The organism is Nocardioides sp. YIM 152588, assembly GCF_040191335.1.
Lineage (GTDB): Bacteria > Actinomycetota > Actinomycetes > Propionibacteriales > Nocardioidaceae > Nocardioides.
The window spans coordinates 30,192-50,826 of sequence record NZ_JBEGDJ010000022.1 but is presented as its reverse complement, the minus strand read 5'-3'; the positions used below and the strand labels follow the sequence as shown (position 1 = coordinate 50,826).

16 protein-coding genes are annotated in these 20,635 nt (G+C 73.3%); 8 read left to right on the top strand and 8 right to left on the bottom strand.

Annotated features, from left to right (window positions below; all coding sequences use genetic code 11):
- Positions 1-14 precede the first annotated feature (14 nt).
- The 4 genes from ABLM29_RS12425 to ABLM29_RS12410 are packed head-to-tail and all read right to left on the bottom strand — an operon-like array spanning position 15 to position 4,826.
- A complete protein-coding gene (locus ABLM29_RS12425) occupies positions 15-1,001 on the bottom strand; it encodes an XdhC family protein (RefSeq protein WP_349714427.1) in 987 nt (328 codons plus the stop codon).
- Entirely contained in the window at positions 998-3,382 is a 2,385-nt protein-coding gene (locus tag ABLM29_RS12420) for an aerobic carbon-monoxide dehydrogenase large subunit (RefSeq protein WP_349714447.1), read from the bottom strand. Before ABLM29_RS12420 ends, ABLM29_RS12425 begins: the two co-directional genes overlap by 4 nt.
- Before the next feature lie 35 nt (positions 3,383-3,417).
- Entirely contained in the window at positions 3,418-3,933 is a 516-nt protein-coding gene (locus ABLM29_RS12415; RefSeq protein ID WP_349714426.1) for a (2Fe-2S)-binding protein, read from the bottom strand.
- Positions 3,930-4,826 (bottom strand): FAD binding domain-containing protein, encoded by an 897-nt coding sequence (locus ABLM29_RS12410; RefSeq protein ID WP_349714425.1) that lies wholly within the window; start codon positions 4,824-4,826, stop codon positions 3,930-3,932. Before ABLM29_RS12410 ends, ABLM29_RS12415 begins: the two co-directional genes overlap by 4 nt.
- 138 nt (positions 4,827-4,964) lie before the next feature.
- Between ABLM29_RS12410 and ABLM29_RS12405 the strand changes: the two genes are divergently transcribed.
- Positions 4,965-6,206, top strand: coding sequence for a molybdopterin molybdotransferase MoeA (locus ABLM29_RS12405; RefSeq protein ID WP_349714424.1), 1,242 nt, complete (start codon positions 4,965-4,967; stop codon positions 6,204-6,206).
- On the opposite strand, the gene ABLM29_RS12400 is transcribed toward ABLM29_RS12405, so the two are convergent.
- Positions 6,195-6,731 carry a DUF5134 domain-containing protein gene (locus tag ABLM29_RS12400; protein ID WP_349714423.1) on the bottom strand — a complete coding sequence of 179 codons (537 nt, stop codon included), beginning with the start codon at positions 6,729-6,731 and terminating at the stop codon, positions 6,195-6,197. The two genes, ABLM29_RS12405 and ABLM29_RS12400, sit on opposite strands and share 12 nt — an antisense overlap.
- 114 nt (positions 6,732-6,845) lie before the next feature.
- On the opposite strand from ABLM29_RS12400, the gene ABLM29_RS12395 reads away from it, so the two are divergent.
- From ABLM29_RS12395 to ABLM29_RS12370, 6 genes are all read left to right on the top strand, one after another.
- Positions 6,846-7,487 carry a DUF2238 domain-containing protein gene (locus ABLM29_RS12395; RefSeq protein ID WP_349714422.1) on the top strand — a complete coding sequence of 214 codons (642 nt, stop codon included), beginning with the start codon at positions 6,846-6,848 and terminating at the stop codon, positions 7,485-7,487.
- Positions 7,488-7,582: 95 nt separating this feature from the next.
- Positions 7,583-9,610 carry an alpha-1,4-glucan--maltose-1-phosphate maltosyltransferase gene (locus ABLM29_RS12390; protein ID WP_349714421.1) on the top strand — a complete coding sequence of 676 codons (2,028 nt, stop codon included), beginning with the start codon at positions 7,583-7,585 and terminating at the stop codon, positions 9,608-9,610.
- A 5-nt stretch (positions 9,611-9,615) separates the two neighbouring features.
- Positions 9,616-11,331, top strand: coding sequence for a maltose alpha-D-glucosyltransferase (treS, locus tag ABLM29_RS12385; protein ID WP_349714420.1), 1,716 nt, complete (start codon positions 9,616-9,618; stop codon positions 11,329-11,331).
- Positions 11,331-12,749 (top strand): maltokinase N-terminal cap-like domain-containing protein, encoded by a 1,419-nt coding sequence (locus ABLM29_RS12380; protein ID WP_349714419.1) that lies wholly within the window; start codon positions 11,331-11,333, stop codon positions 12,747-12,749. Before treS ends, ABLM29_RS12380 begins: the two co-directional genes overlap by 1 nt.
- A gap of 180 nt (positions 12,750-12,929) precedes the next feature.
- The gene (locus ABLM29_RS12375; protein ID WP_349714418.1) at positions 12,930-17,648 is read left to right on the top strand and encodes a hypothetical protein; all 4,719 of its coding nucleotides are present in this window, start codon (positions 12,930-12,932) and stop codon (positions 17,646-17,648) included.
- Between the two features lie 21 nt (positions 17,649-17,669).
- The gene (locus ABLM29_RS12370; RefSeq protein WP_349714417.1) at positions 17,670-18,185 is read left to right on the top strand and encodes a hypothetical protein; all 516 of its coding nucleotides are present in this window, start codon (positions 17,670-17,672) and stop codon (positions 18,183-18,185) included.
- Positions 18,186-18,220: 35 nt separating this feature from the next.
- Here ABLM29_RS12370 and ABLM29_RS12365 read toward each other — a convergent pair whose 3' ends face one another.
- The 3 genes from ABLM29_RS12365 to ABLM29_RS12355 all read right to left on the bottom strand — a co-directional run bounded on the left by ABLM29_RS12365 (position 18,221) and on the right by ABLM29_RS12355 (position 19,984).
- Complete coding sequence (locus tag ABLM29_RS12365) at positions 18,221-18,808, bottom strand: HdeD family acid-resistance protein (protein ID WP_349714416.1); 588 nt, start codon at positions 18,806-18,808, stop codon at positions 18,221-18,223.
- Between the two features lie 505 nt (positions 18,809-19,313).
- Positions 19,314-19,721: a type II toxin-antitoxin system VapC family toxin gene (locus ABLM29_RS12360; RefSeq protein ID WP_349714415.1), complete on the bottom strand. Its 408-nt coding sequence runs from the start codon at positions 19,719-19,721 to the stop codon at positions 19,314-19,316.
- Entirely contained in the window at positions 19,718-19,984 is a 267-nt protein-coding gene (locus ABLM29_RS12355; protein WP_349714414.1) for a hypothetical protein, read from the bottom strand. Before ABLM29_RS12355 ends, ABLM29_RS12360 begins: the two co-directional genes overlap by 4 nt.
- Before the next feature lie 203 nt (positions 19,985-20,187).
- Between ABLM29_RS12355 and ABLM29_RS12350 the strand changes: the two genes are divergently transcribed.
- Positions 20,188-20,475 (top strand): hypothetical protein, encoded by a 288-nt coding sequence (locus tag ABLM29_RS12350; protein WP_349714413.1) that lies wholly within the window; start codon positions 20,188-20,190, stop codon positions 20,473-20,475.
- The last annotated feature ends 160 nt before the right edge of the window (positions 20,476-20,635 follow it).

Genomic DNA, 20,635 nt, shown 5'->3' with positions numbered 1-20,635 from the left:
GCCACGCCACCCGCTCAACCGGTCACCTCCACGCCCCGCTGCGCGGCGAAGGCGTCCCGGCAGCCGGCGCAGCAAAAGTAGAACGCCTCTCCGTCGACCTCCAGCCTGATCGCGTCCGGCCCGGCGACGACCGACATGCCGCAGACCGGGTCGACCGCGACCGCGGGGGTCGGGGTGTCCGGTGCGGGACCGCGGCCGATGGTCAGCAGCTCGGGCTCCGCCGCGGGCGGCCCGGCGGCGGTGTCGGCGGCGGCCGGCGCGGCGGCGGCCGGCGCCCGCAGCCGCAGCACCTCGATCAGCTCGGCCAGGATCGAGACCGCGATCTCGCCCGGCGTCTCGGCGCCGATCCAGTGGCCGGCCGGCGAGAAGACCCGGCCGCGCTCGGCGTCGCCGACCCGCGCCTCGGCGATCACCGCCTCCGCCCGCCGGGGGCTCGCCACGAGTCCCACGTAGGAGGTGCCCGCGTCCAGCGCCGCCCGGATCTCGCTGGCCTCGGGCCCGCCATGGCGGGCGATCACGAGGGCGTCGGGGGCCGCCACGTCGCCGTCCCCCTCCCCGCGGGCGACGTCGTAGCCGAGCCGCGCGCACAGGTCGGCCACCGCCTCGGCGATCGGCGAGTCGCCGGCGACCCGCACCAGCGTGGCGGGCAGGACCGGCTCGAGGAAGATCTCCACAGCACCTCCGGACAGGCAGGGGTTGACGACGACGGACGCCCCGGGCACCTCGGGCCACCCGGCACCGCCGTCGGGCAGCACCCGCAGCAGCACCGGCGCGCGGTCGCGCAGCGTGCCGACGGCGGCCACGGCCACCGAGGTGACCGTGCACTGGCCGCCGACGAAGCCCTCCATCCGCCCGTCGGCGAGCACGACCGCCTGCTCGCCGGCGCGGGCCGACGTGGGCGGCTCGGTCCGGACGACGGTGGCCCTGACGTACGGCTGGCGGGCGCGGTCCAGCTCCGCGCAGCGGCGCGCGATCGCGCCCGGGTCCTCGGGAAGGTTCATCGGTCGGCTCCTGGCTCGTCTGTCTCGGCTGACGCGACGCGCTCGGCCCGATCCGGCGCGGACTGCATGGCCTCCCACACCCGCGACGGGGTGAGCGGCATGTCGGCGTGGCGGACGCCGTACGGCGCGAGGGCGTCGACGACCGCGTTGACGACCGCGGCCGGGGAGCCGACGGTCGCCGACTCGCCGACACCCTTGGCCCCGAGGGGGTGGTGCGGCGAGGGCGTGACCATCGCGGCGGTCTCCCAGTCGGGGACCTCCAGCGCGGTCGGGATCAGGTAGTCCATGAGGGACGCGTTCAGGCAGTTGCCGTGCTCGTCGAACCCGACGTACTCCATCAGCGCGATGCCGATGCCGTCGGTGAGGCCGCGGTGGATCTGCCCCTCCACGATCTCGTCGTTGATCCGGGTCCCGCAGTCGTCGACGGTGACGAAGCGGCGGACGGTCACCTTGCCGGTGCCGGGGTCCACGTCGACGACGCAGAGGTAGGCGCCGTAGGGGTACGTCAGCTCGGCCGGGTCGTAGCAGACGCTGGCCTCCAGCGCGGCCTCGCGATCGCCGACGGGCGGGGCGCCCCGCCCGTAGGCGAGGGCCGCCACCTCGGCGAGCGTCACGGTCCGGTCGGGGGCCCCGGCGGTCCGGAAGCCGCCGCGGACCCACTCGAGGTCCGCCGGGGCGGCGTCCAGGATCGTCGCGGCCAGCAGCCGGGCCCGATCCCGCACCCGGCGGGCCGCCAGCGCGGCCGCGGCCCCCGACACCGGGGTCGACCGGCTGCCGTAGGTGCCCAGGCCGAACGGCGTGACGTCGGTGTCGCCGTGCACCACGTCCACGTCGTCGGTCGGGATGCCCAGCTCCTCGGCGACGATCTGGGCGAACGTGGTCTCGTGCCCCTGGCCCTGCGTCTGGACCGCCAGCCGCACCACGACCTTGCCGGTCGGGTGCACCCGCACCTCGCAGGTGTCGGCCATGCCGAGGCCCGCCATGTCCATGTCCTTGCGGGGCCCGGCCCCGACGGCCTCGGTGAAGAACGAGAGCCCGATGCCCATCAGCCGCCCCTCGGCACGGCGCGCGGCCTGCTCGGCCCGCAGGTCGTCGTACCCGGCCAGCTCGAGCACGCGGGCCAGCGCGGTCGGGTAGTCGCCGGAGTCGTAGACCCATCCCGTCGGCGTCTTGTAGGGGAACTTCCCCGGCGGGACCAGGTTGCGCCGGCGCAGCTCGGCGGGGTCCATCGCCAGCTCCCGGGCCAGTACGTCGACCATCCGCTCCACCAGGTAGACCGCCTCCGCGATCCGGAAGGAGCAGGCGTAGGCCACGCCGCCGGGCGCCTTGTTGGTGTGCACCGCGGTGACGCTGCAGTGCGCCGCCTCGAGGTCGTAGGAGCCGGTGAAGACCCCGAAGAACCCCGCCGGGTAGCGGGTCGGGGTCGCCGCGGCGTTGAACGCCCCGTGGTCGGCGAGGACGCTGGTGCGCACCGCCAGGATGCGGCCGTCGGAGTCGGCCGCGATCTCGCCGCGCATCACGTAGTCGCGGGCGAACGTCGTGCTCACCAGGTTCTCCGTGCGGTCCTCGACCCACTTGACCGGCCGGCCGGTCAGCATCGAGCCGACGATGGCGCAGAGGTAGCCCGGGTAGAGCGGGACCTTGTTGCCGAAGCCGCCGCCGACGTCGGGCGAGACCACCCGGATCCGGTGCTCGGGGAGCCCCGAGATCACGGAGAAGAGCATCCGGTGCGCGTGCGGCGCCTGGCTGGTCACCCACACCGTCAGCCGGCCCTCGACCCGGTCGTAGTCGGCGACCGCCCCGCAGGTCTCCAGCGGCGCCGGGTGGACGCGCGGGAAGACCATCTCCTGGGCGACGGTCACATCGGCCCGCGCGAACGCGACCCGGGTGGCGTCGGCGTCGCCGGCCTCCCACTCGAACGCCAGGTTGTCCCCCTTCCCCGGGAGGTCGTCGCGGACCAGCGGCGCGTCCTCGGCAAGGGCGGCGCGCGCGTCGACGACCACCGGCAGGTGCTCGTACTCCACGTCGATCAGCTCGAGGGCGTCGCGGGCGGCGTACCGGTCCTCGGCGACGACGAAGGCGACCTCCTGGCCCTGGAAGCGCACCTTGTCCGTGGCGAGCACCGCCTGGTGGTCCTCGAGCAGGGTCGGCATCCAGGCCAGCCCGCGCTCGGCGAGGTCGGCGCCGGTCACCACCGCCCTCACCTTCGGGTGGGCGCGGGCGGCGAGGGTGTCGATCGAGAGGATCCGGCCGTGGGCCACCGGCGAGCGCAGCACCGCCAGGTGCAGCATCCCCGGCAGGGCGATGTCGTCGACGAAGCGCCCCCGGCCGCGCACGAACCGCGGCGCCTCCCTGCGGGGCCGCGGCCCGTGGCCGTGCATGCCCGCGGGCGCGCCGGCCCCGCCGCACCCGCCCATCACGCGCCTCCCGCCGGCGGACCCGGCCAGACCACCTCGGGCCCGGGCACCAGGTCGGGGTGCTCGGCCGCCCACTGCACCGAGCGGACGATGCTCCGGTAGCCGGTGCACCGGCAGATCTGGCCCGAGATCGCCTCCCGGACCTCGTCGTCGCTCGGCGTCGGGTTGGCGTCGAGGAGGGCGCGCGCGGACATCAGCATCCCCGGCGTGCAGAACCCGCACTGCAGGCCGTGGCACTCGATGAAGCCCTGCTGGACGGGGTCGAGGTACCCGTCGCGCTCCAGGCTCTCGACCGTCCGCACCTCGTGGCCGCCGGCCATCGCGGTCAGCACGGTGCACGACTTCACCGGCTCGCCGTCCATCAGCACCACGCACGCGCCGCAGTTGCTGGTGTCGCAGCCCCAGTGGGTGCCGGTGAGCCCCAGGTCGTCGCGCAGGAAGTGCACGAGCAGCTGTCGCGGCTCGACCTCGCGGGTGACCGGCTCGCCGTTGACCACCAGGCTGACCGGCATCATCGCGCGCCCCGATCCCGGTCCTGGCCGCGCAGGCGCTCGTACGCCGACCGCAGCGTCCGCCGGGTCAGCTCGCCGGCGAGGTGGCGCTTGTAGGCCTCGCTCCCCCGCCCGTCGGAGGTCGGCGCGCAGGTGGCGGCGGCGATCGCCCCGGCCTCCTCGAACGCCTGCTCGCTCGGCGGGCGCCCCCGCAGGGCGGCGGAGATCGCGGGGATCCCGGTGGTGCTCGGCCCGACCGCGGCGAGGCCGACCCGCGCGTCGAGGATCAGGCCGTCGGGGTCGAGCCACAGCGCGGCGCCCGCGGCGGCGACCGCCCAGTCCCCCGCGCGCCGGTCGACCTTGGCGTACGCGTTCGAGCCGCACGGACGGAGCGGGACGCGGACCTCGGTGAGCATCTCCGCCGGGCCGACCGCCGTCTCGTAGGGACCGCGGTAGAACTCCTCCATCGTCACCACCCGCTCCCCCGACGGCCCCCGGATGACGCAGCGGGCGTTGAGGGTGGTGCAGACCGAGGAGAGGTCCTCGGACGGGTCGGCCTGGCACAGGGCCCCGCCGAGCGTGCCCCGGTTGCGGACCGGCGGGTCGGCGATCACCCTCTCGGCGTCGCGGAAGATCGGGAGGTGCTCGGCCAGCACGTCGGACTCGAGCAGCTCGCGGTGCCGGGTCATCGCGCCGATCCGGACCTCGGTCGGCGTGCGCCGCACGTAGCCGAGCTCGGGGTGGAGGTCGTTGATGTCGACCAGGTACTCGGGGGTGGCCAGGCGCAGCTTCATCATCGGCAGCAGGCTGTGCCCGCCGGCGATGATCCGGGCGCCGTCGCCCAGCCGCTCCAGGAGCGCGATCGCGTCGGCCACGGTCGCGGCGCGGGTGTACTCCAGGGGCGCCGGGACCTGCATGCGGGACCTCCTCCGCGATGTGATGGGGGTCACGTTACGCCCGGAGCCCGAACGACTTCAGCGTTTGCTGAATCAGCCCCGCCGACGCCGCCGACCGATCCGCTGTGGCCCCCGCCGGCCGGCACTACTGTGGTCACGATGACCACGCCGCTGCTGCCGGTCGAGGACCACCGGGCACGGGTCCTCGCCCTCCTCACCGACGGCCCCGGGGCCGGTCCCGGTGCGGGGGCCGCCACCGAGACCGTGCCGACCGCCGAGGCGCGCGGACGGGTGCTCGCCGCCGCCGTGGTCGCGACCGAGCCGCTGCCCGCCTTCGACAACTCCGCGATGGACGGCTACGCGGTGCGCGCGGCCGAGGTCGCCGCCGCGGCGCCGGAGGCGCCCGTGACCCTGCCCGTGGCCGGGGACGTCCCGGCCGGAGCGGCTCCCGGCGTACTGGCCCCGGGGACGGCGCTGCGGATCATGACGGGCGCGCCGGTGCCCGACGGTGCCGACGCGATCGTGGAGGTCGAGCAGACCGACGGCGGCACGGAGACCGTCGCCGTGCGCGCCGCCCGCGAGGCCGGCTCGTTCGTCCGCCCGGCCGGGTCCGACCTCGCCGCCGGAGCCACGGCCCTGGCGCCCGGCGCGACCCTCGGGGCCGCGCAGATCGGGCTGCTCGCCGCGCTGGGCGTGACCGAGGTCGCCGTACGCCGGAGGCCGCGCGTGCTCGTCGTCTCGACCGGGTCGGAGCTCGCCGAGGACCCGCAGCCCGGCTCCGGCCAGATCCGCGACTCCAACGGCGTGATGCTGGCCGCGGCCGTCGAGGGCGCGGGCGCGGTCTCCGTCCGCAGGCTGTGGGTGGCCGACGACGTCCCCGCCTTCCTCGGCCTCCTCGACGACGAGCTCGCGGGCGGCGGGATCGACCTCGTGCTGACCACGGGCGGCGTGAGCGCCGGCGCCTACGAGGTGGTCAAGGAGGGGCTCGGCCCCCGCGGCGTGGAGTTCCTCAAGGTGGCGATGCAGCCGGGGATGCCGCAGGGAGCGGGCCGGTACGACGGCGTGCCCGTCGTCTGCCTGCCGGGCAACCCGGTCAGCGCGCTGGTCTCCTTCGAGGCGTTCGTGCGCCCCGCGCTGCGGGCCGCCGGCGGCCACGCCGTGACGCTGCGGCCGACGCTGGAGGCGCGGATCACCGCGGCGGTGGCGTCGATCCCCGGCAAGCGCCAGCTGCGCCGCGGCCGGCTGGACCGCGCGGCGGGCACCGTCGAGGTGTGGGGCCCGCCCGGGTCGGGCTTCCTCGGCTGGTTCGCCGGCGCGGACTGCCTGATCGACCTCCCGCCCGAGACGACCGGCGTGGCCGCGGGCGAGCGCGTCGCCGTCTGGGACCTGTCAGACGTGTAGCACCGTCATCGCGGCCGCGCCGAGCGCCATGCTCATGCTCGCGACCCCCTCGAGCCAGCGGTCCCGGTGGCGCGACTGCCACCACGCGACCGCGGCCGGCGCCAGCAGCAGCGCGCCGAGCAGCACCGCCTGGGCCGCCGGCCCGAGCGCGGCACCGTGCCCGGAGTGGCCATCCCCGGCGCCGTGGCCCGCCGCCATCGCGACCAGCATCAGCGCCATCACCCCGGCCATCAGCGCGTGGTGGGCCGATGCCAGCCGGGGCACCGGCCGCTCCTCGCGCCCCGCCTCGACCACGAACCACGCGGCCAGCGCGCCGAACAGCGCGGCCAGGGCGATCGCCGGCACCGCAGGGAGGGTGACCCAGACCATCGCCAGCATGGTCGCGGCCATCGCCACGTGGGCGGCGTACCGGCGCCGTGAGCACGGCCCCCGGGCGCCGCGCAGCCGCACGGCGGCGACGCCGCCGCACCACGCGAAGCAGACCGTGAGGCAGAGGGTGAGCGCGACCGCCAGCGGACCCGGCACCCCGCCATCCTCCCCCGCGACGACCGGCGGGGCGAGGCCTCTTCAGCGAAGCCTGAACCAGCCCGGGTCGCCGATCGCGCCCGGCGGCCTCCGGTCTGCGCGACGATGCCACCCGTGACCTCACCGGCCCCGACCGCTCCCGCCCGCGCCGACCGCGCCGTCACGCCCTGGTGGGTCCCCGCCGTGGTGCTCGCCGCCACCGTCGGCCAGCTGCTGCTGGCCACCCTGGCGCCGGACCTCCCGCAGTTCTCCGGCAAGGCGTTCGGCGCCCGCCTGGTCTCCTACCCGCTGATGATGCTCACCGCGCCCGCGCTGTGGTGGCTGGCCGCGGTGCGGCGCACCGGCGCCCGGCGCTGGCTCCCGCGCCAGCCTCCGTGGGGCGCCTTCACGCTGGTCATGCTGCCGTTCCTGATCGACGTCACCGGCAACACCCTCGACCTCTACGACTCGGTGGCCTGGTGGGACGATGCCAACCACCTCGTCAACTGGTTCCTGCTGTGCGCCGGCATCGGGCTGCTCACCTGCCGCGAGGTGCGGCCGGCCTGGGCGGTGGTGCTGCTGGTCGGCGGGATCGGCGCGCTGCTCGCGATCGGCTGGGAGGTCGGCGAGTGGTACACCTTCATCCGGCACGGCACCGAGCTGGACGACGCCTACGAGGACACCCTGGGCGACGAGGTGCTCGGCTCGCTCGGCGCCCTCCTCGCGGGCCTGGTCGTGGCGAGGACGTTCCGCAGGGCCGCGGCCTCGCGCGCCTGACCTGCCCATACAGGGGCGGATCAAGGGTTCAAGGGCGTCCCATTCCCACCCGTGTCGGCTTGCACGGACCGTGTCCGCACCGGTTGGCTGGGGGCATGGTCGGACGCATCCCGGTGATCGACGTGACCCCCGTGCTCGCGGGCGGATCGGCCCCTGCCAAGGCGTCGGTCGGCGAGCCCTTCCCGGTGTCGGCGACGGTGTTCCGCGAGGGACACGACCGGCTCGGCGCGGAGGTGGTGCTGGTCGCCCCGGACGGCTCGCGCCGCCCACCCGTGCGGATGGAGCCGGTGCCGACGGTCGACCGGCACACGGTCGACCGGTACCGGGCCTGGGTGACCCCCGACGAGCCCGGCGCGTGGTCGTTCGAGGTGCAGGCGTGGTCCGACCCGATCGGCACCTGGCAGCACGACGCCGGCATCAAGATCCGCGCGGACGTCGACACCGAGCTGATGTTCACCGAGGGCCGGCTGCTGCTGGAGCGGGTCTCGAAGAGCCTGCCGTCCCGGCCCCGGGGGCCGCGGACCGTCCTGGCCGGCGCGATCGCCGCCGCCGAGGACACCGAGCGGCCGGTCCCGGCCCGGCTGGCCGCGATGGAGTCGCCCGAGGTCACCGCGCTGCTGCGCGCCCACCCGCTGCGCGAGCTCGTCACCGTCGAGGGTCCGTTCCCGATCTTCGTCGACCGGCCGCGCGCCCTGTACGGCTCCTGGTACGAGTTCTTCCCGCGCTCGGAGGGGGCACGGATCAAGAAGAAGACCGGGAAGGTCGTCAGCGGCACCTTCGCCACCGCCGCCAAGCGCCTCCCCGCGGTGGCCGACATGGGCTTCGACGTGATCTACCTGCCGCCGATCCACCCGATCGGCGAGGTGAACCGCAAGGGGCCGAACAACACCGTCCAGACCGAGCCCGGTCCGCCGCCGGCCGACTGGTCGGGCTCGCCGTGGGCGATCGGCAGCAAGGACGGCGGCCACGACGCGATCCACCCCGACCTCGGCACGCTGAAGGACTTCGACGCCTTCGTCTCCCGCGCCCGCCGGCTGGGGCTCGAGGTCGCGCTCGACCTGGCGCTGCAGTGCGCCCCCGACCACCCGTGGGTCACCGAGCACCCGGAGTGGTTCACCACCCGCGCCGACGGCACCATCGCCTACGCGGAGAACCCGCCGAAGAAGTACCAGGACATCTACCCGCTGAACTTCGACAACGACTACGACGGGCTGGCCGCCGAGGTGCTCCGCGTGGTCCGGCACTGGATGGACCACGGCGTCCGGATCTTCCGCGTCGACAACCCGCACACCAAGCCGGTGGCGTTCTGGGAGTGGCTGCTGGGCGAGGTCCGCCGCACCGACCCCGACGTGCTCTTCCTCTCCGAGGCGTTCACCAGGCCGCCGATGCTGCAGACCCTCGGCGCGGTCGGGTTCCACCAGTCCTACACCTACTTCACCTGGCGCACCGCCAAGGACGAGATCGAGGACTACCTGCTCGAGGTGTCGAGCGAGTCCGCGCACCGGGTGCGTCCGAACTTCTTCGTCAACACCCCGGACATCCTCCACGAGTTCCTCCAGTACGGCGGGCCCGCGGCGTTCAAGATCCGCGCCGTGCTGGCCTCGATGTCCGCGCCCTCCTGGGGCGTGTACGCCGGCTACGAGCTGTACGAGCACGTCGCGGTGCGGCCGGGCAGCGAGGAGTACCTGGACTCGGAGAAGTACCAGATCCGGGTCCGCGACTGGGCGGGCGCCGACGAGGCCGGGACCAGCCTGGCGCCGTACCTGACCCGGTTGAACGAGCTGCGCCGCGCGCACCCGGCGCTGCAGCAGCTGCGCAACCTGCGGGTCCACGCCACCGAGGACGACCACGTGCTCTGCTTCAGCAAGGTCGACGCCCCGCCGGGCGAGATGCCCCCCGACGCCGACCGGGTGATCGTGGTGCTGAACCTCGACCCGCACGCCACCCGGACCACCCACGTCCACCTCGACCTGGCCGCCCTCGGCCTCCCCGAGGGCGCGACCTTCGCCGTCCACGAGGAGCTGACCGGGACGGACTGGACCTGGGGCGAGCACAACTTCGTCCAGCTCGACCCGCAGGTCGAGCCCGCGCACGTCCTCAGCGTCCGGTGGTCCCCGAGGTGAGCAGCATGAACCTGACCCCCCTCAACGACGAGCCGGACTGGTACCGGACCGCGGTCTTCTACGAGGTGCTCGTGCGCTCGTTCCGCGACGCCGACGCCGACGGGACCGGCGACTTCCGCGGTCTGGTCGAGAAGCTCGACTACCTCCAGTGGCTCGGCGTGGACTGCCTGTGGATCCCGCCGTTCTTCACCTCGCCGCTGCGCGACGGCGGCTACGACGTCGCCGACTACACGGGCATCCTCCCCGAGTGCGGCACGGTGGACGACTTCCACACCTTCCTCGACGAGGCGCACGCGCGCGGCATCCGCGTGATCATCGACTTCGTCATGAACCACACCAGCGACCAGCACCCGTGGTTCCAGGCGTCGCGCTCGGACCCGGACGGCCCCTACGGCGACTTCTACGTGTGGTCCGACACCGACGAGGAGTACGCCGAGGCGCGGATCATCTTCGTCGACACCGAGCCCTCCAACTGGTCCTGGGACACCGAGCGCGGGCAGTACTACTGGCACCGGTTCTTCCACCACCAGCCGGACCTCAACTTCGACAACCCGAAGGTGCACGACGCGATCCTCGACGCGATGGCGTTCTGGCTCGACATGGGCCTGGACGGGTTCCGCCTGGACGCCGTGCCCTACCTCTACGAGCGCCCCGGCACCAACGGCGAGAACCTGCCCGAGACCCACGCCTTCCTGAGGAAGGTGCGCCGGTTCGTCGACGACCACTACCCGGGCCGCGTGCTGCTCTGCGAGGCCAACCAGTGGCCCACCGACGTGGTGGAGTACTTCGGCGACCCGGAGGTCGGCGGCGACGAGTGCCACATGGCGTTCCACTTCCCGGTGATGCCGCGCATCTTCATGGCGGTGCGCCGCGAGTCCCGCATCCCGATCTCGGAGATCCTGGAGCAGACCCCGGAGATCCCCGACGGCTGCCAGTGGGGCATCTTCCTGCGCAACCACGACGAGCTGACCCTGGAGATGGTCACCGACGAGGACCGCGACTACATGTGGGAGGAGTACGCCAAGGACCCACGGATGAAGGCCAACATCGGCATCCGCCGCCGGCTGGCCTCCCTGCTCGACAACGACACCAACCAGATCGAGCTGTTCACCGCCCTGCTGCTCTCCCTGCCCGGCTCCCCCGTCCTGTACTACGGCGACGAGATCGGGATGGGCGACAACATCTGGCTCGGCGACCGCGACGGCGTGCGCACCCCGATGCAGTGGACGCCGGACCGCAACGCCGGCTTCTCCTCCGCCACGCCGGGCAAGCTCCACCTGCCGGTCATCCAGGACCCCGTCTACGGCTACCAGTCGGTGAGCGTCGAGGCGCAGCTGGAGAGCCCGTCCTCGCTGCTGCACTGGACGCGCCGGATGATCCACGCCCGCCGCCAGCACCCGGCGTTCGGGCTGGGCACCTTCACCGACCTCGGCGGCTCCAACCCGACCGTGCTCTCCTACGTGCGCGAGCTCGAGCCCGACCCGGAGCGCACCAGCGCCGGCGCCGGCGGCGACGTGATCCTCTGCGTCAACAACCTCTCGCGCTTCCCGCAGCCGGTGGAGCTCGACCTGCGCCGTTTCGAGGGCTGGGTGCCGGTGGAGCTGCTCGGCGGCGTACCGTTCCCCGCCATCGGGGAGCTGCCGTACCTGCTGACCCTCACCGGCTACGGGTTCTACTGGTTCCGTCTGACCGCACCGGACTCCGGAAGGCCCGTGCTCTGATGAGCGACCACATCCACGCCGACCTGCACACCTTCCTGGACCGCGCGCGGTGGTTCGGGGGCAAGGGCCGCGAGTTCGAGGTCGCCGACGTGCGCCGCCTCCTGGTCACCGACCCCGCGCCCGACCGGCCGCGGATCGCGGTCGACCTGGTCACGGTCGCCTACGAGAACGGCGACACCGAGCAGTACCAGGTGCCGCTGAGCCTGTACGACGCGCCGCAGGAGAACCTCGGCCACGCGACCGTCGGCGCGTGGGAGTCCGACGACGGCATCGTCTTCGCCTACGACGCCGTGCACGACCGCACCGCGATGGGCATCGTGCTGGCCGCGTTCGTGCCGGGCTCGGAGCCCGGCGACGACGCCGAGGGGCTGACCTTCGTCCGGCTCGCCGGCCACGAGCTCGACCTGTCCGCGCCGGCCAGCCTGTTCACCGGCGAGCAGTCGAACTCCTCGGTGCTGTTCGGCGAGGACTCGGTCCTCAAGCTGTTCCGCAAGGTCACACCGGGCGCCAACCCCGACATCGCCACCCACCGGGTGCTCACCGAGGTCGGCTCCACCCACGTGGCCGAGCTCTACGGCTGGGTCGAGTACCGCACCGCCGACGACCCCGAGGGGCCGCTGCAGCTCGGCATGCTCCAGCAGTTCCTGCGCACCGCGACCGACGGCTGGGACCTGGCGCTGGCCAGCGTCCGCAACCTGTTCGCCGAGGCCGACCTGCACGCCGACGAGGTGGGCGGCGACTTCTCCGCGGAGTCGGCCCGCCTCGGCGTCGCGCTGGCCGACATCCACACCGAGCTGAGGGAGGCCTTCGGGACCGGCACCGTGGCCGGCCCCGAGGTCGTGACGGGGATGCTGGGGCGCCTCGCCGAGGCGCTCCCGGTCGTGCCCGAGCTGGTCCCGTACGAGGCCGCCCTGCGCGCCGCGTTCGAGGCCGTCGGCGACCTCGGCGACCTGCAGGTCCAGCGGGTCCACGGCGACCTGCACCTGGGCCAGACCCTGCGCACCACGCGGGCCTGGAAGGTCGTCGACTTCGAGGGGGAGCCCGCCAAGCCGCTGGCCGAGCGGCTGCGCCCCGACTCCGCCTGGCGCGACGTCGCCGGCATGCTGCGCTCGTTCGACTACGCCGCGCACGCGCTGCTGGCCTCCAGCACCGAGGACGACCCCGACGTGCTGGGCCAGCTGCGCCGGCGCGCGCGGGAGTGGGCCTCGCGCAACCAGGAGGCGTTCCTCGCCGCGTACGTCGAGGCCGCCTCCCCCGGCCCCTCGCCCGACGGCGAGGTGCGGGACCTCACCGCCGCCGAGCACACCCTGCTGACGGCGTACGCGCTGGACAAGGCGGTCTACGAGTGCGCCTACGAGGCCCGCAACCGGCCGCTGTGGCTGCCGATCCCGCTGGGCGCCGTGGAGCGGATGACCTGAGCGGTGCGTGACCCGCTCCGCCCCGACCCTGGACAGGCTCGGGGTTCGGGGCGAGCATGGATGGACCACTTCGACTCGGGCAGCGACGCCGTGACAGTCGACGATCGGCCGGCACGGTTGCTCGGCCCTCAGCATCTCGGGGGTGCGCGGAGGGTCTTCTGAGCTTCGCCAGGGGAACTCATGAGCAGAGAGCATCGGGGATCACTGCGACGCGCGCTGGCGGTGCTGACCGCCGCGCTCATGCTCGGGGCCGCCGTGCCCGCCGCCGCGTCCGCGGCAGCGGCGGCGGACCCGTCCACCCCGCCTGATCCGGCGGACCCTGCCGTCTCCTTCACCTGCGCCCGGTCCGGCAGCCTCTACAAGTGCGTGCTGCCCTCCAGCACGTCCGTCTCGGTGCCGGTGACGCTGGCCCAGGTCGTCGCCGCGGTGAAGGCGGCCGGCGGGGACGTCACGGCCTCGGACCCGGCGATGTGGATCGCCGGGCGGGGCGGCTCCGGCTCCAACGGCACGCGGTGCGGCGGCTGCGACTACAACGGCGGCTCGGGCGGTTCCGGCGGGTACGCACGCGTCACGGTGAGCCCGGCGAGCTACGCCGACCGGTACGGCGTCGAGACCCTCTACTACGCGGTGGGCCGGGTCGGCCAGCCCGGACCGGGAGACCACAGCTGGGGCGGCTGGGGCGGCGGCAGCACCCTGGTGTCGGCGTCGGCTCCCCCGGTCTCCAGCCCGGGCCAGGCACCCCCGATCGACGAGGTCGTGCTGGTCGCCGGGGGCGGGGGCGGCGGTGGCGGCGGCGGGACCGAGCACACCGGCCGCACCGGCGGCGCCGGCGGCGTCGCCGTCTCGACGCCGACCGCCGCCGCCTCGGTGGCCGGCGCCCACGGCTCCGACGGCTCGGGCGGCAACGGCTCCGGCGGCAACCCGGACGGCCTGGGCACGGGCGGCGCCGGCGGCTGCTCCAGCCAGTGGTGCCAGGGGGCCGACGGCGTCGGCGGCTTCGGCGGCGCCGGGGGCACGCTCACGGAGTCCGACGGCGACGGCACCACGCGGGCGTCGACGAGCCTGTACCCGTCGGCGGTGATCCCGTCGCTGACGATCAACGACAACGGCGGCTACACCCAGGTGGCGGTGCAGAGCCCCGGCAGCGGCGGCATGTCCGCACCCAGCATGAACTCCTCCGGCACGGTGAACCTGAGCTGCTCCGGTGACGCCTTCTACTACTGGGCCTGCGGCGGGGGCGGCGGCGGTGGCTACGGCGGGGGCGGTGGCGGCGACTCGAAGCACACGCTGGGCGACGGCGGCCTCGCCGGCGGCGGAGGCGGGAGCTACGCGACGAAGTCGACCTGCGGGGCCAGCGGCGGGCCGTCCGAGGGTGATCTCTCGACCTCGGAGCTGGCGATCTTCGTCGCCCCCACCGTCACCTGCGAGTGGCAGCCCGACCAGGCGGCGGACGACCCCGCCGCGGACGACCCCGCCGCGCTGGCGCCGGTGCTGGCCGAGATCGGGCGACCGGCGGACGGCGCCGTCGGGTCCCGGCGAGTGTGGCGGGTCGGGGTGCGCACCGAGCCGGGCGCCACCGTGACGCTGGCCCGCCTCAACGGCACCGAGATGACCGCGCGCCTGCACCGCACCGGGCCACGGAGGTGGTCCGGCACCGTCCGGCCCTCCGACGGGCTGAGTCCCGGCGAGAACACCCTGGTGGTGACCGCCGAGCGGGGCACGGACAGCTGGCGAGCCTCGACCCACTTCATCCGGACGACGACGTGGGCGAAGCTGATGACCGCCACGCTCGACACGTCCGGGGACGCGACGTCGGTCGCGCTCGCGAGGATCGGCGAGGACCCCGTGTCGACCAAGGTGCGGCTGAACGGCGCCCCGGTGCCCGCGGGGCACCTCACCCGGGACGGCGACCTGCTGACCGTCCGCCTCTCGGCGTCCAGCGGCCTGACGCACGGCCGCAACCGGCTCCTGGTGACCGCCTACGACCGGACGGGGCGCTACCAGCGGCTGACCCGACGGGTGTGGATCCCGGCCGCCTCCCCGATCGCGGGGGCCGGGGCGGACCAGCGGGTCGCCGCCGGGGGTGAGCCGAGCCTCGACGGATCCACGTCGCTGGCGGGCGCGGGTCGCCGGAGCGCGCCGGGCGGGCTGACGTACCGGTGGGAGGTGGTCCGGTCCCCGGAGGGCAGCTCGGCGTCGCCGACGGGCGCCGGCTCCGCGACGCCACGACTGCGCACGGACCTGCCGGGGCGCTACCTGGTCCGGCTGACGACGACCTCGCCGGGCGGGGCGTCCAGCACCGACCTGGTCACCGTCACCGCCGACCCGGTGCCCAACGCCGAGATCCACACCCTGCCCTCCCCGGGCGGGACGCCCGGCATCGAGGTGGCCTCGTCGTGGGGCTGCGGCAGCACCACGGACACCTCGTGCCTGTTCCACTCGGGCGCGTCGGGCGAGGTGCAGCTGCTGGTCCTCGACCGGGAGACGCTGGAGCCCCTGTTCAACGACACCTACTCCCCGTCGGACCTGGAGCCGATGGCGGTGAAGGTGAGCGACTACTCCGGCGACGGCTACCTGGTCGTCATCACCCTCGACGCGACCGCCCAGGTGTCCGACGTCGACGACTTCTCCACCGCCGTGACGCAGATCGGCATGCCGGCGTACGGCTCCACGGTGGCCGAGGTGCCGGGCCCGTTCTCGATCATCGGGGTGCCGGGCATGGTCACCGGCAAGGCCTGGCACAACTTCGGCAGGCAGCTCGGCACCACGGACGGGGTCGCGAACCCGGCCGGCTCGCTCGACGGGTACCTGAAGGACTCCGCCTACATCGACTCCGGTGGGCTCACCCAGGGGAAGCGGACGTTCACCTTCCCCGACGTCGTCGGCTTCGAGACGCGGGAGCTCGTCGGGACCGACGTCGCCGTCAACTGGCGCGAGTACACCCCCGGCGACGGCACGCCCGGGACGACCGGCACCTACACCACCACGAAGGTGGCGACCTTCTCCACGGTCGGCGGCACCGGAGGCGGCCTGGGCGTGGTGACGTTCGACCCCTACACGCTGGAGGTCGTCTCCTCCCACAAGTGGACCCCCGACACCCCCGCGATCGACTGGGTCTCGGTGAACGACCAGCTGACCGGCGCCGTCAACGCGGGCGACGGCGTCGTGATCACGTCCCTCGGGCAGATGTCCGGCTACACCTCCGAGCCGACGGCCCCCGTCTTCGCGGACGTGCTGCACCGGATCGAGCAGCTCGGCGGCCAGCCGGACATCTTCGCCCGGGCCGTGAACGACAACCAGCCGTACTCGTTCCTCGGCGTCGGCGGGCAGGGCCTCGAGTCGAGCGGCGAGGCCATCTCCGCCTACGTCAACACCGCCGCCGACCCGGCCACGCTGCCGGCGGGCACCGGGAACCTGACCGGCGAGCTGCGACGCGGTTCCGACGGCCGGTTCGTGCCGAGCCAGGCGGACCCCACCGGCACCTACCAGACCGAGATGAACCCGGTCCTCTACCAGGGACCGGTCGAGTGGCCGCTGACCCCGGCCGCCGGCGCCACCGAGGCGACGGGCACGGAGCTCGCGCTGGCGTACCTCGCCCAGTGCGTGGCGACCCCGGGACCCGTGGTCGAGGGCGTCGCGCTGTGGGACGGACAGGACTGCGCGACGGACGCCGACAATCCGCCGACGTCGGGGACCACGGCGTCGGTCGGCGTGGTCCGCCAGGTGGCCCTCGCGCTGCGCACCGACTACTACGACGACCCCGCGCTGAGCCTCGACGACACCATCGGCGACCTCCAGTACGACCAGGTCTTCCCGGACCCCAACCCGCTGATCACCCCGTCGGACTTCGAGGCGGCGACGCAGCAGCTCAGCGCAGAGTTCACGGCCTGGAACGCCGTGAAGACCTTCTTCACCAGCGTGATCCAGGCGCCCATCGCCAACGACCAGGCCGCCGTCTGGCAGCAGATGAACAACGTGGCCAACACCGTCCAGCAGGACTACTTCGCACAGCAGCAGTCGATCACCGTCACGAACTACTCGGGGTGGACCTGGCAGATGTTCGGCGGCTACGCCGCGGCCGCGGCGGCGGCCCTGACCTTCTTCACCGCGACCGACGGGGCCGGTGCGGTGATCGCGTTCGCGGGACTGGTCAGCGACGCCGGCAACGCGTTCCAGACGACCGTCAACGGTCCGCAGACGTCGACGTTCACGGACATCGAGTCCTGGCTCGTGCTCGACGAGGAGGTGCAGAACGCCTCCGCCCAGGTCGACAACGCCGTCGAGAACTCGATCCGGCTCGCGCAGGCGGGCATGGACACCTCCCTGGCGACCATGCTGTCCGACTGGGGACGCATGGGCACGGTCGCCACCAACTCGGCCTCCTCCTCGCTGTGGGAGCCCTCGGACTCCGCCGTGGAGTACCTGTCGAACGCCTTCATCCTCTCCACACGACAGCAGATCTGGCAGGGCTACGCCCACCAGCTCTGGACGGCGGGCTACACACCCGGGCAGACGGCGAACGCCTTCCTCTGCACCCCCGGCGGGGCGCACCTCTTCCCGTTCATCACCGACGTGGACAGCGGCCTGCCGCTCGGGGTCGGCAACGGCGTGCAGTACTGGCCGGTCCAGTCGATCAGCACGGCCGCCGCGGACGGTCAGCGCAACTACCCGACCTGGAAGCCGTATGCCATGTGGCAGAAGGCGTCGAGCAGCGGGGCCGCGCCACCGTCGGCCGCGGTGGACACGATCTTCCAGCAGCCCTCGACCACCAAGTCGAGCGAGAGCGCCGCGGGCGCCTACGGGCCGTGGTTCTGGGCCTCCGTCTTCGACCTCACCACCGAGGTGGTCAGCTGCAACTCGAGCCGCAAGCCCGAGACGAAGGAGGGGACCTTCTACTGATCCCCTCCTTACGCTGGTCCCATGGCTGACGAGTGGGAGATCACCGACGAGGAGCTCGACGCCTGGTACGACGAGTGGAAGGCCACCGATCGCGCCGCCGCCGAGTACCTGGCCGACCGCATCCCCGGCGTCGCCGACGACGCGGGAGAGGACGACGCCCGCTGGCTCGACGCGGTCGCCGCCACCATCCGCGCCCCCGACGAACCCGAGGACCTGGACCCCGCCGACATCGAGTCACTGTCTGCGGTGTCGGCCCTCCAGCACGCCGACTGGCTCGGGCTCACCCTCGGCATCGTCCGTCGTGGCCCCGGCGCCGCGGTGGAGCCGGAGGAGGTGCTCACCGACGTCAACGGCCTCGACGACGTCGAGGGCGAGATCGAGGACCCCGAGGGCTTCGTGGAGGTGCTGACCGCCGCCCTCCGCGACCTCACGCCGCGCTGGCAGGCCCTCGGCGTGCTGGACCCCGGCGGACGCCTGACCGAGCGCGGCGTGCGGGGGCTGCCCCGGGCGCTGCACCGGATGTGGAGCGCCGACTGACCGACCGCTCCGGTCGGTCCGCCCGCGGGCGGTCCTCAGCCCTCGATCACGGAGCCGGCCACGACGTCGCTCGGGCCCTTGCGCGCGACGAAGGCCAACCAGACCAGCAGGGCGCCGCCGATCAGGATGAACAGCCCGAACAGCCAGGACAGCCCGGTGGCCGACTTGTCGGGGTGCGTCACGAACAGGATGCCCAGCACCAGGTCGACCGCGGCACTGACGAACGCGAGCCAGCGCGACATGCCCAGGGCGCCGCCGAAGGCGGCGAACAGCTCGAAGACGCCGCGGATCAGCAGCCAGACGCCGATCACCCAGATCACCGTGCTGGCCGCGACGCCCGGGCGGAAGATGCAGAAGAACGCCGCGACGAGTGCGAGCACACCCAGCACGCCGAACAAGCCCTTCGCGGCGCCGGAGGGCGCGCGGAACGCCGCGACCAGGAGCCCGATGCCGTCGATCAGGGCCCAGAGCCCGACCAGGATCACCAGGATCTTCAGAGTGATGTCGGGCCAGACCATGACGGCGACGCCGATCGCCGCAGCCGTGAGGCCGCGCACGAGCATCGCCTTCCAGTCCGGCTTGGTGAACGCCACGCCGAGAGTGGTCGTCGTTTCTCCCACCATTGCTGCTCCTCCCCTGTGGCGGAGCCGTGGAGGCCCTACCCCGAGGTCTGTTGCCGGACGACAGGTGCAACGTACTGCAGATGGAGCGCTCCGAGACCCACCGTCGGCGGGCATACCGGGTTCAGGCGAGGCCGCGCCCCGGTCGGGTGGAGCGCCCGCCGCGGACGAAGGAGCTCCCCGCCGCACCGCACGGCGCTCCCGTCCCGGGACGAGGGTCCGGACGGACCTCTCGGGACGCGCTCGGGCCAGCGGCCGGGTAGGTCGTGTGCCTGAGAACCCGCAATGCCGGTGTGTGGGGCACACGACTCGAGCCGGGGTCGGGGGTGGCGCCGGGCCCGCTGCAACACGCCGTCCGCCGCACTACGAGGCCGTTGGCGTTGCTTCCAGACCGTTGCAGCGGGCTCCTACAGACGTGGACGGCCGACCAGTCAGGCGGACGGCGTGTTACATGAGCCCGCACGGCGACCCGCAAGCCGATCGGTCAGTGATACGGGCGTCAGCCGATCTAGTCTGCAGGCGGTAGAGCGACCCGAACCTCGCATAGCAGACCGGGGACCCGCGTAAGGCGGGCATCGGCCGTCACCAGCGGGCTGTCGAACGACTCGGCCAGAGCCAGGTAGGCGGCGTCGTAGCCGGTGACGTTGTCGCGCAACTCCCACATGCGATCGAACAAAGGACGAGCACTCACGAGATCGATCGCCGCCGCCTTGATCGCCGCAAGCGCGTCGATCGCGCGGGCGTCGCTGACCTTCCGCCCCAGCCAGCGGCCGCGGATCGCGGAGAACGACTCGATCAACAGGTGCTCGGGCCCGGCCCAATGCGGGTCCCGAGCGAGCTCACCCCGCGCGGAGTCCCCGATCGGGCCGTCGTCAGTGAAGGCGTTCGCCAGGACTGATGCGTCGACGATGATCACCGTTCGCTCGCGGCCTCACCAGCACGGCTGTCGCGCTCGTCCCGCGCCACGTCGAGGACCGCGACGGCGTCTGCCGCGGACAGATGCGAGCCGTCCTGGCGTGCATCGAAGCGGCGCAGCAGCCCCAGGTTGGTCGATCGACGCGCCTCGTCGGTCACCAGCGTCAGGAGGTAGGACTGCAGCGACTGCCCCCGGGCGGCAGCGAGCTCAGCGAGTGACTGCCGGACGTCATCCGGGACGTCTCTGATCTGGAGCGCAACCATGCATGCATTTTACATGCGGTCACACCCGGTCGGACAGCATTCTTCCGGGGAAGGCGAACCAGAATCCGACGTACGACAAGTGTGGCCGCAACAGGATCGGCGACTGGGACGGTTCGACAAGAGTCCGGAGTCCACTCCTCCCGCCGGACCCGCGGTCGATGGATCGCTCGAAAGGCGCGCAGGTCTGATGCAAGGCTTGGCTCATGAATGACCGTTTCGCAGAGCACGGCGTCGAGCGAAATCTGAAGGCCTACGTCTGCATCGAGGTGTTCACTGGCGAACGTCCAGTTCTCTACGTCGCTCGACCCGAAGGCGATTGGTGTTTCCTCTGCGGCGGCGAGCACCCCGATGATGCCTCCGCGTACCGCGTCGTAGGCATCGCCCACCCGGTCGAAGCGGACCCGTCACTGTCCGACCTGCTGGACCTGCGCCCCAACGAAGAAGCCGAGCGCGTCACAGCGACGGGTAGCTGGGTGCGAAGTTCCTTCTGAGCGTGCTGACTGTGCTTGCTTCGCGTCCGCGCGCGGCGCGTCGTTGTGACGCAGACATCCCGGACCCCAAAGGGGATCGGCGAGCGGGACGCCGCCGAGGCGCCTGTGGCCAGCCCTGCGAACGGCTCAGCACCTGACCGTCCCGCCCGGAGAGGACCGA

Excerpts from the sequence above, each read along its gene's own strand:
- ABLM29_RS12425 (WP_349714427.1), bottom strand. The coding sequence starts at position 1,001 with ATGAACCTTCCCGAGGACCCGGGCGCGATCGCGCGCCGCTGCGCGGAG.
- ABLM29_RS12420 (WP_349714447.1), bottom strand. The coding sequence starts at position 3,382 with ATGCACGGCCACGGGCCGCGGCCCCGCAGGGAGGCGCCGCGGTTCGTG.
- ABLM29_RS12415 (WP_349714426.1), bottom strand. The coding sequence starts at position 3,933 with ATGATGCCGGTCAGCCTGGTGGTCAACGGCGAGCCGGTCACCCGCGAG.
- ABLM29_RS12410 (WP_349714425.1), bottom strand. The coding sequence starts at position 4,826 with ATGCAGGTCCCGGCGCCCCTGGAGTACACCCGCGCCGCGACCGTGGCC.
- ABLM29_RS12405 (WP_349714424.1), top strand. The coding sequence starts at position 4,965 with ATGACCACGCCGCTGCTGCCGGTCGAGGACCACCGGGCACGGGTCCTC.
- ABLM29_RS12390 (WP_349714421.1), top strand. The coding sequence starts at position 7,583 with ATGGTCGGACGCATCCCGGTGATCGACGTGACCCCCGTGCTCGCGGGC.
- treS (WP_349714420.1), top strand. The coding sequence starts at position 9,616 with ATGAACCTGACCCCCCTCAACGACGAGCCGGACTGGTACCGGACCGCG.
- ABLM29_RS12380 (WP_349714419.1), top strand. The coding sequence starts at position 11,331 with ATGAGCGACCACATCCACGCCGACCTGCACACCTTCCTGGACCGCGCG.
- ABLM29_RS12375 (WP_349714418.1), top strand. The coding sequence starts at position 12,930 with ATGAGCAGAGAGCATCGGGGATCACTGCGACGCGCGCTGGCGGTGCTG.
- ABLM29_RS12370 (WP_349714417.1), top strand. The coding sequence starts at position 17,670 with ATGGCTGACGAGTGGGAGATCACCGACGAGGAGCTCGACGCCTGGTAC.
- ABLM29_RS12365 (WP_349714416.1), bottom strand. The coding sequence starts at position 18,808 with ATGGTGGGAGAAACGACGACCACTCTCGGCGTGGCGTTCACCAAGCCG.
- ABLM29_RS12355 (WP_349714414.1), bottom strand. The coding sequence starts at position 19,984 with ATGGTTGCGCTCCAGATCAGAGACGTCCCGGATGACGTCCGGCAGTCA.
- ABLM29_RS12350 (WP_349714413.1), top strand. The coding sequence starts at position 20,188 with ATGAATGACCGTTTCGCAGAGCACGGCGTCGAGCGAAATCTGAAGGCC.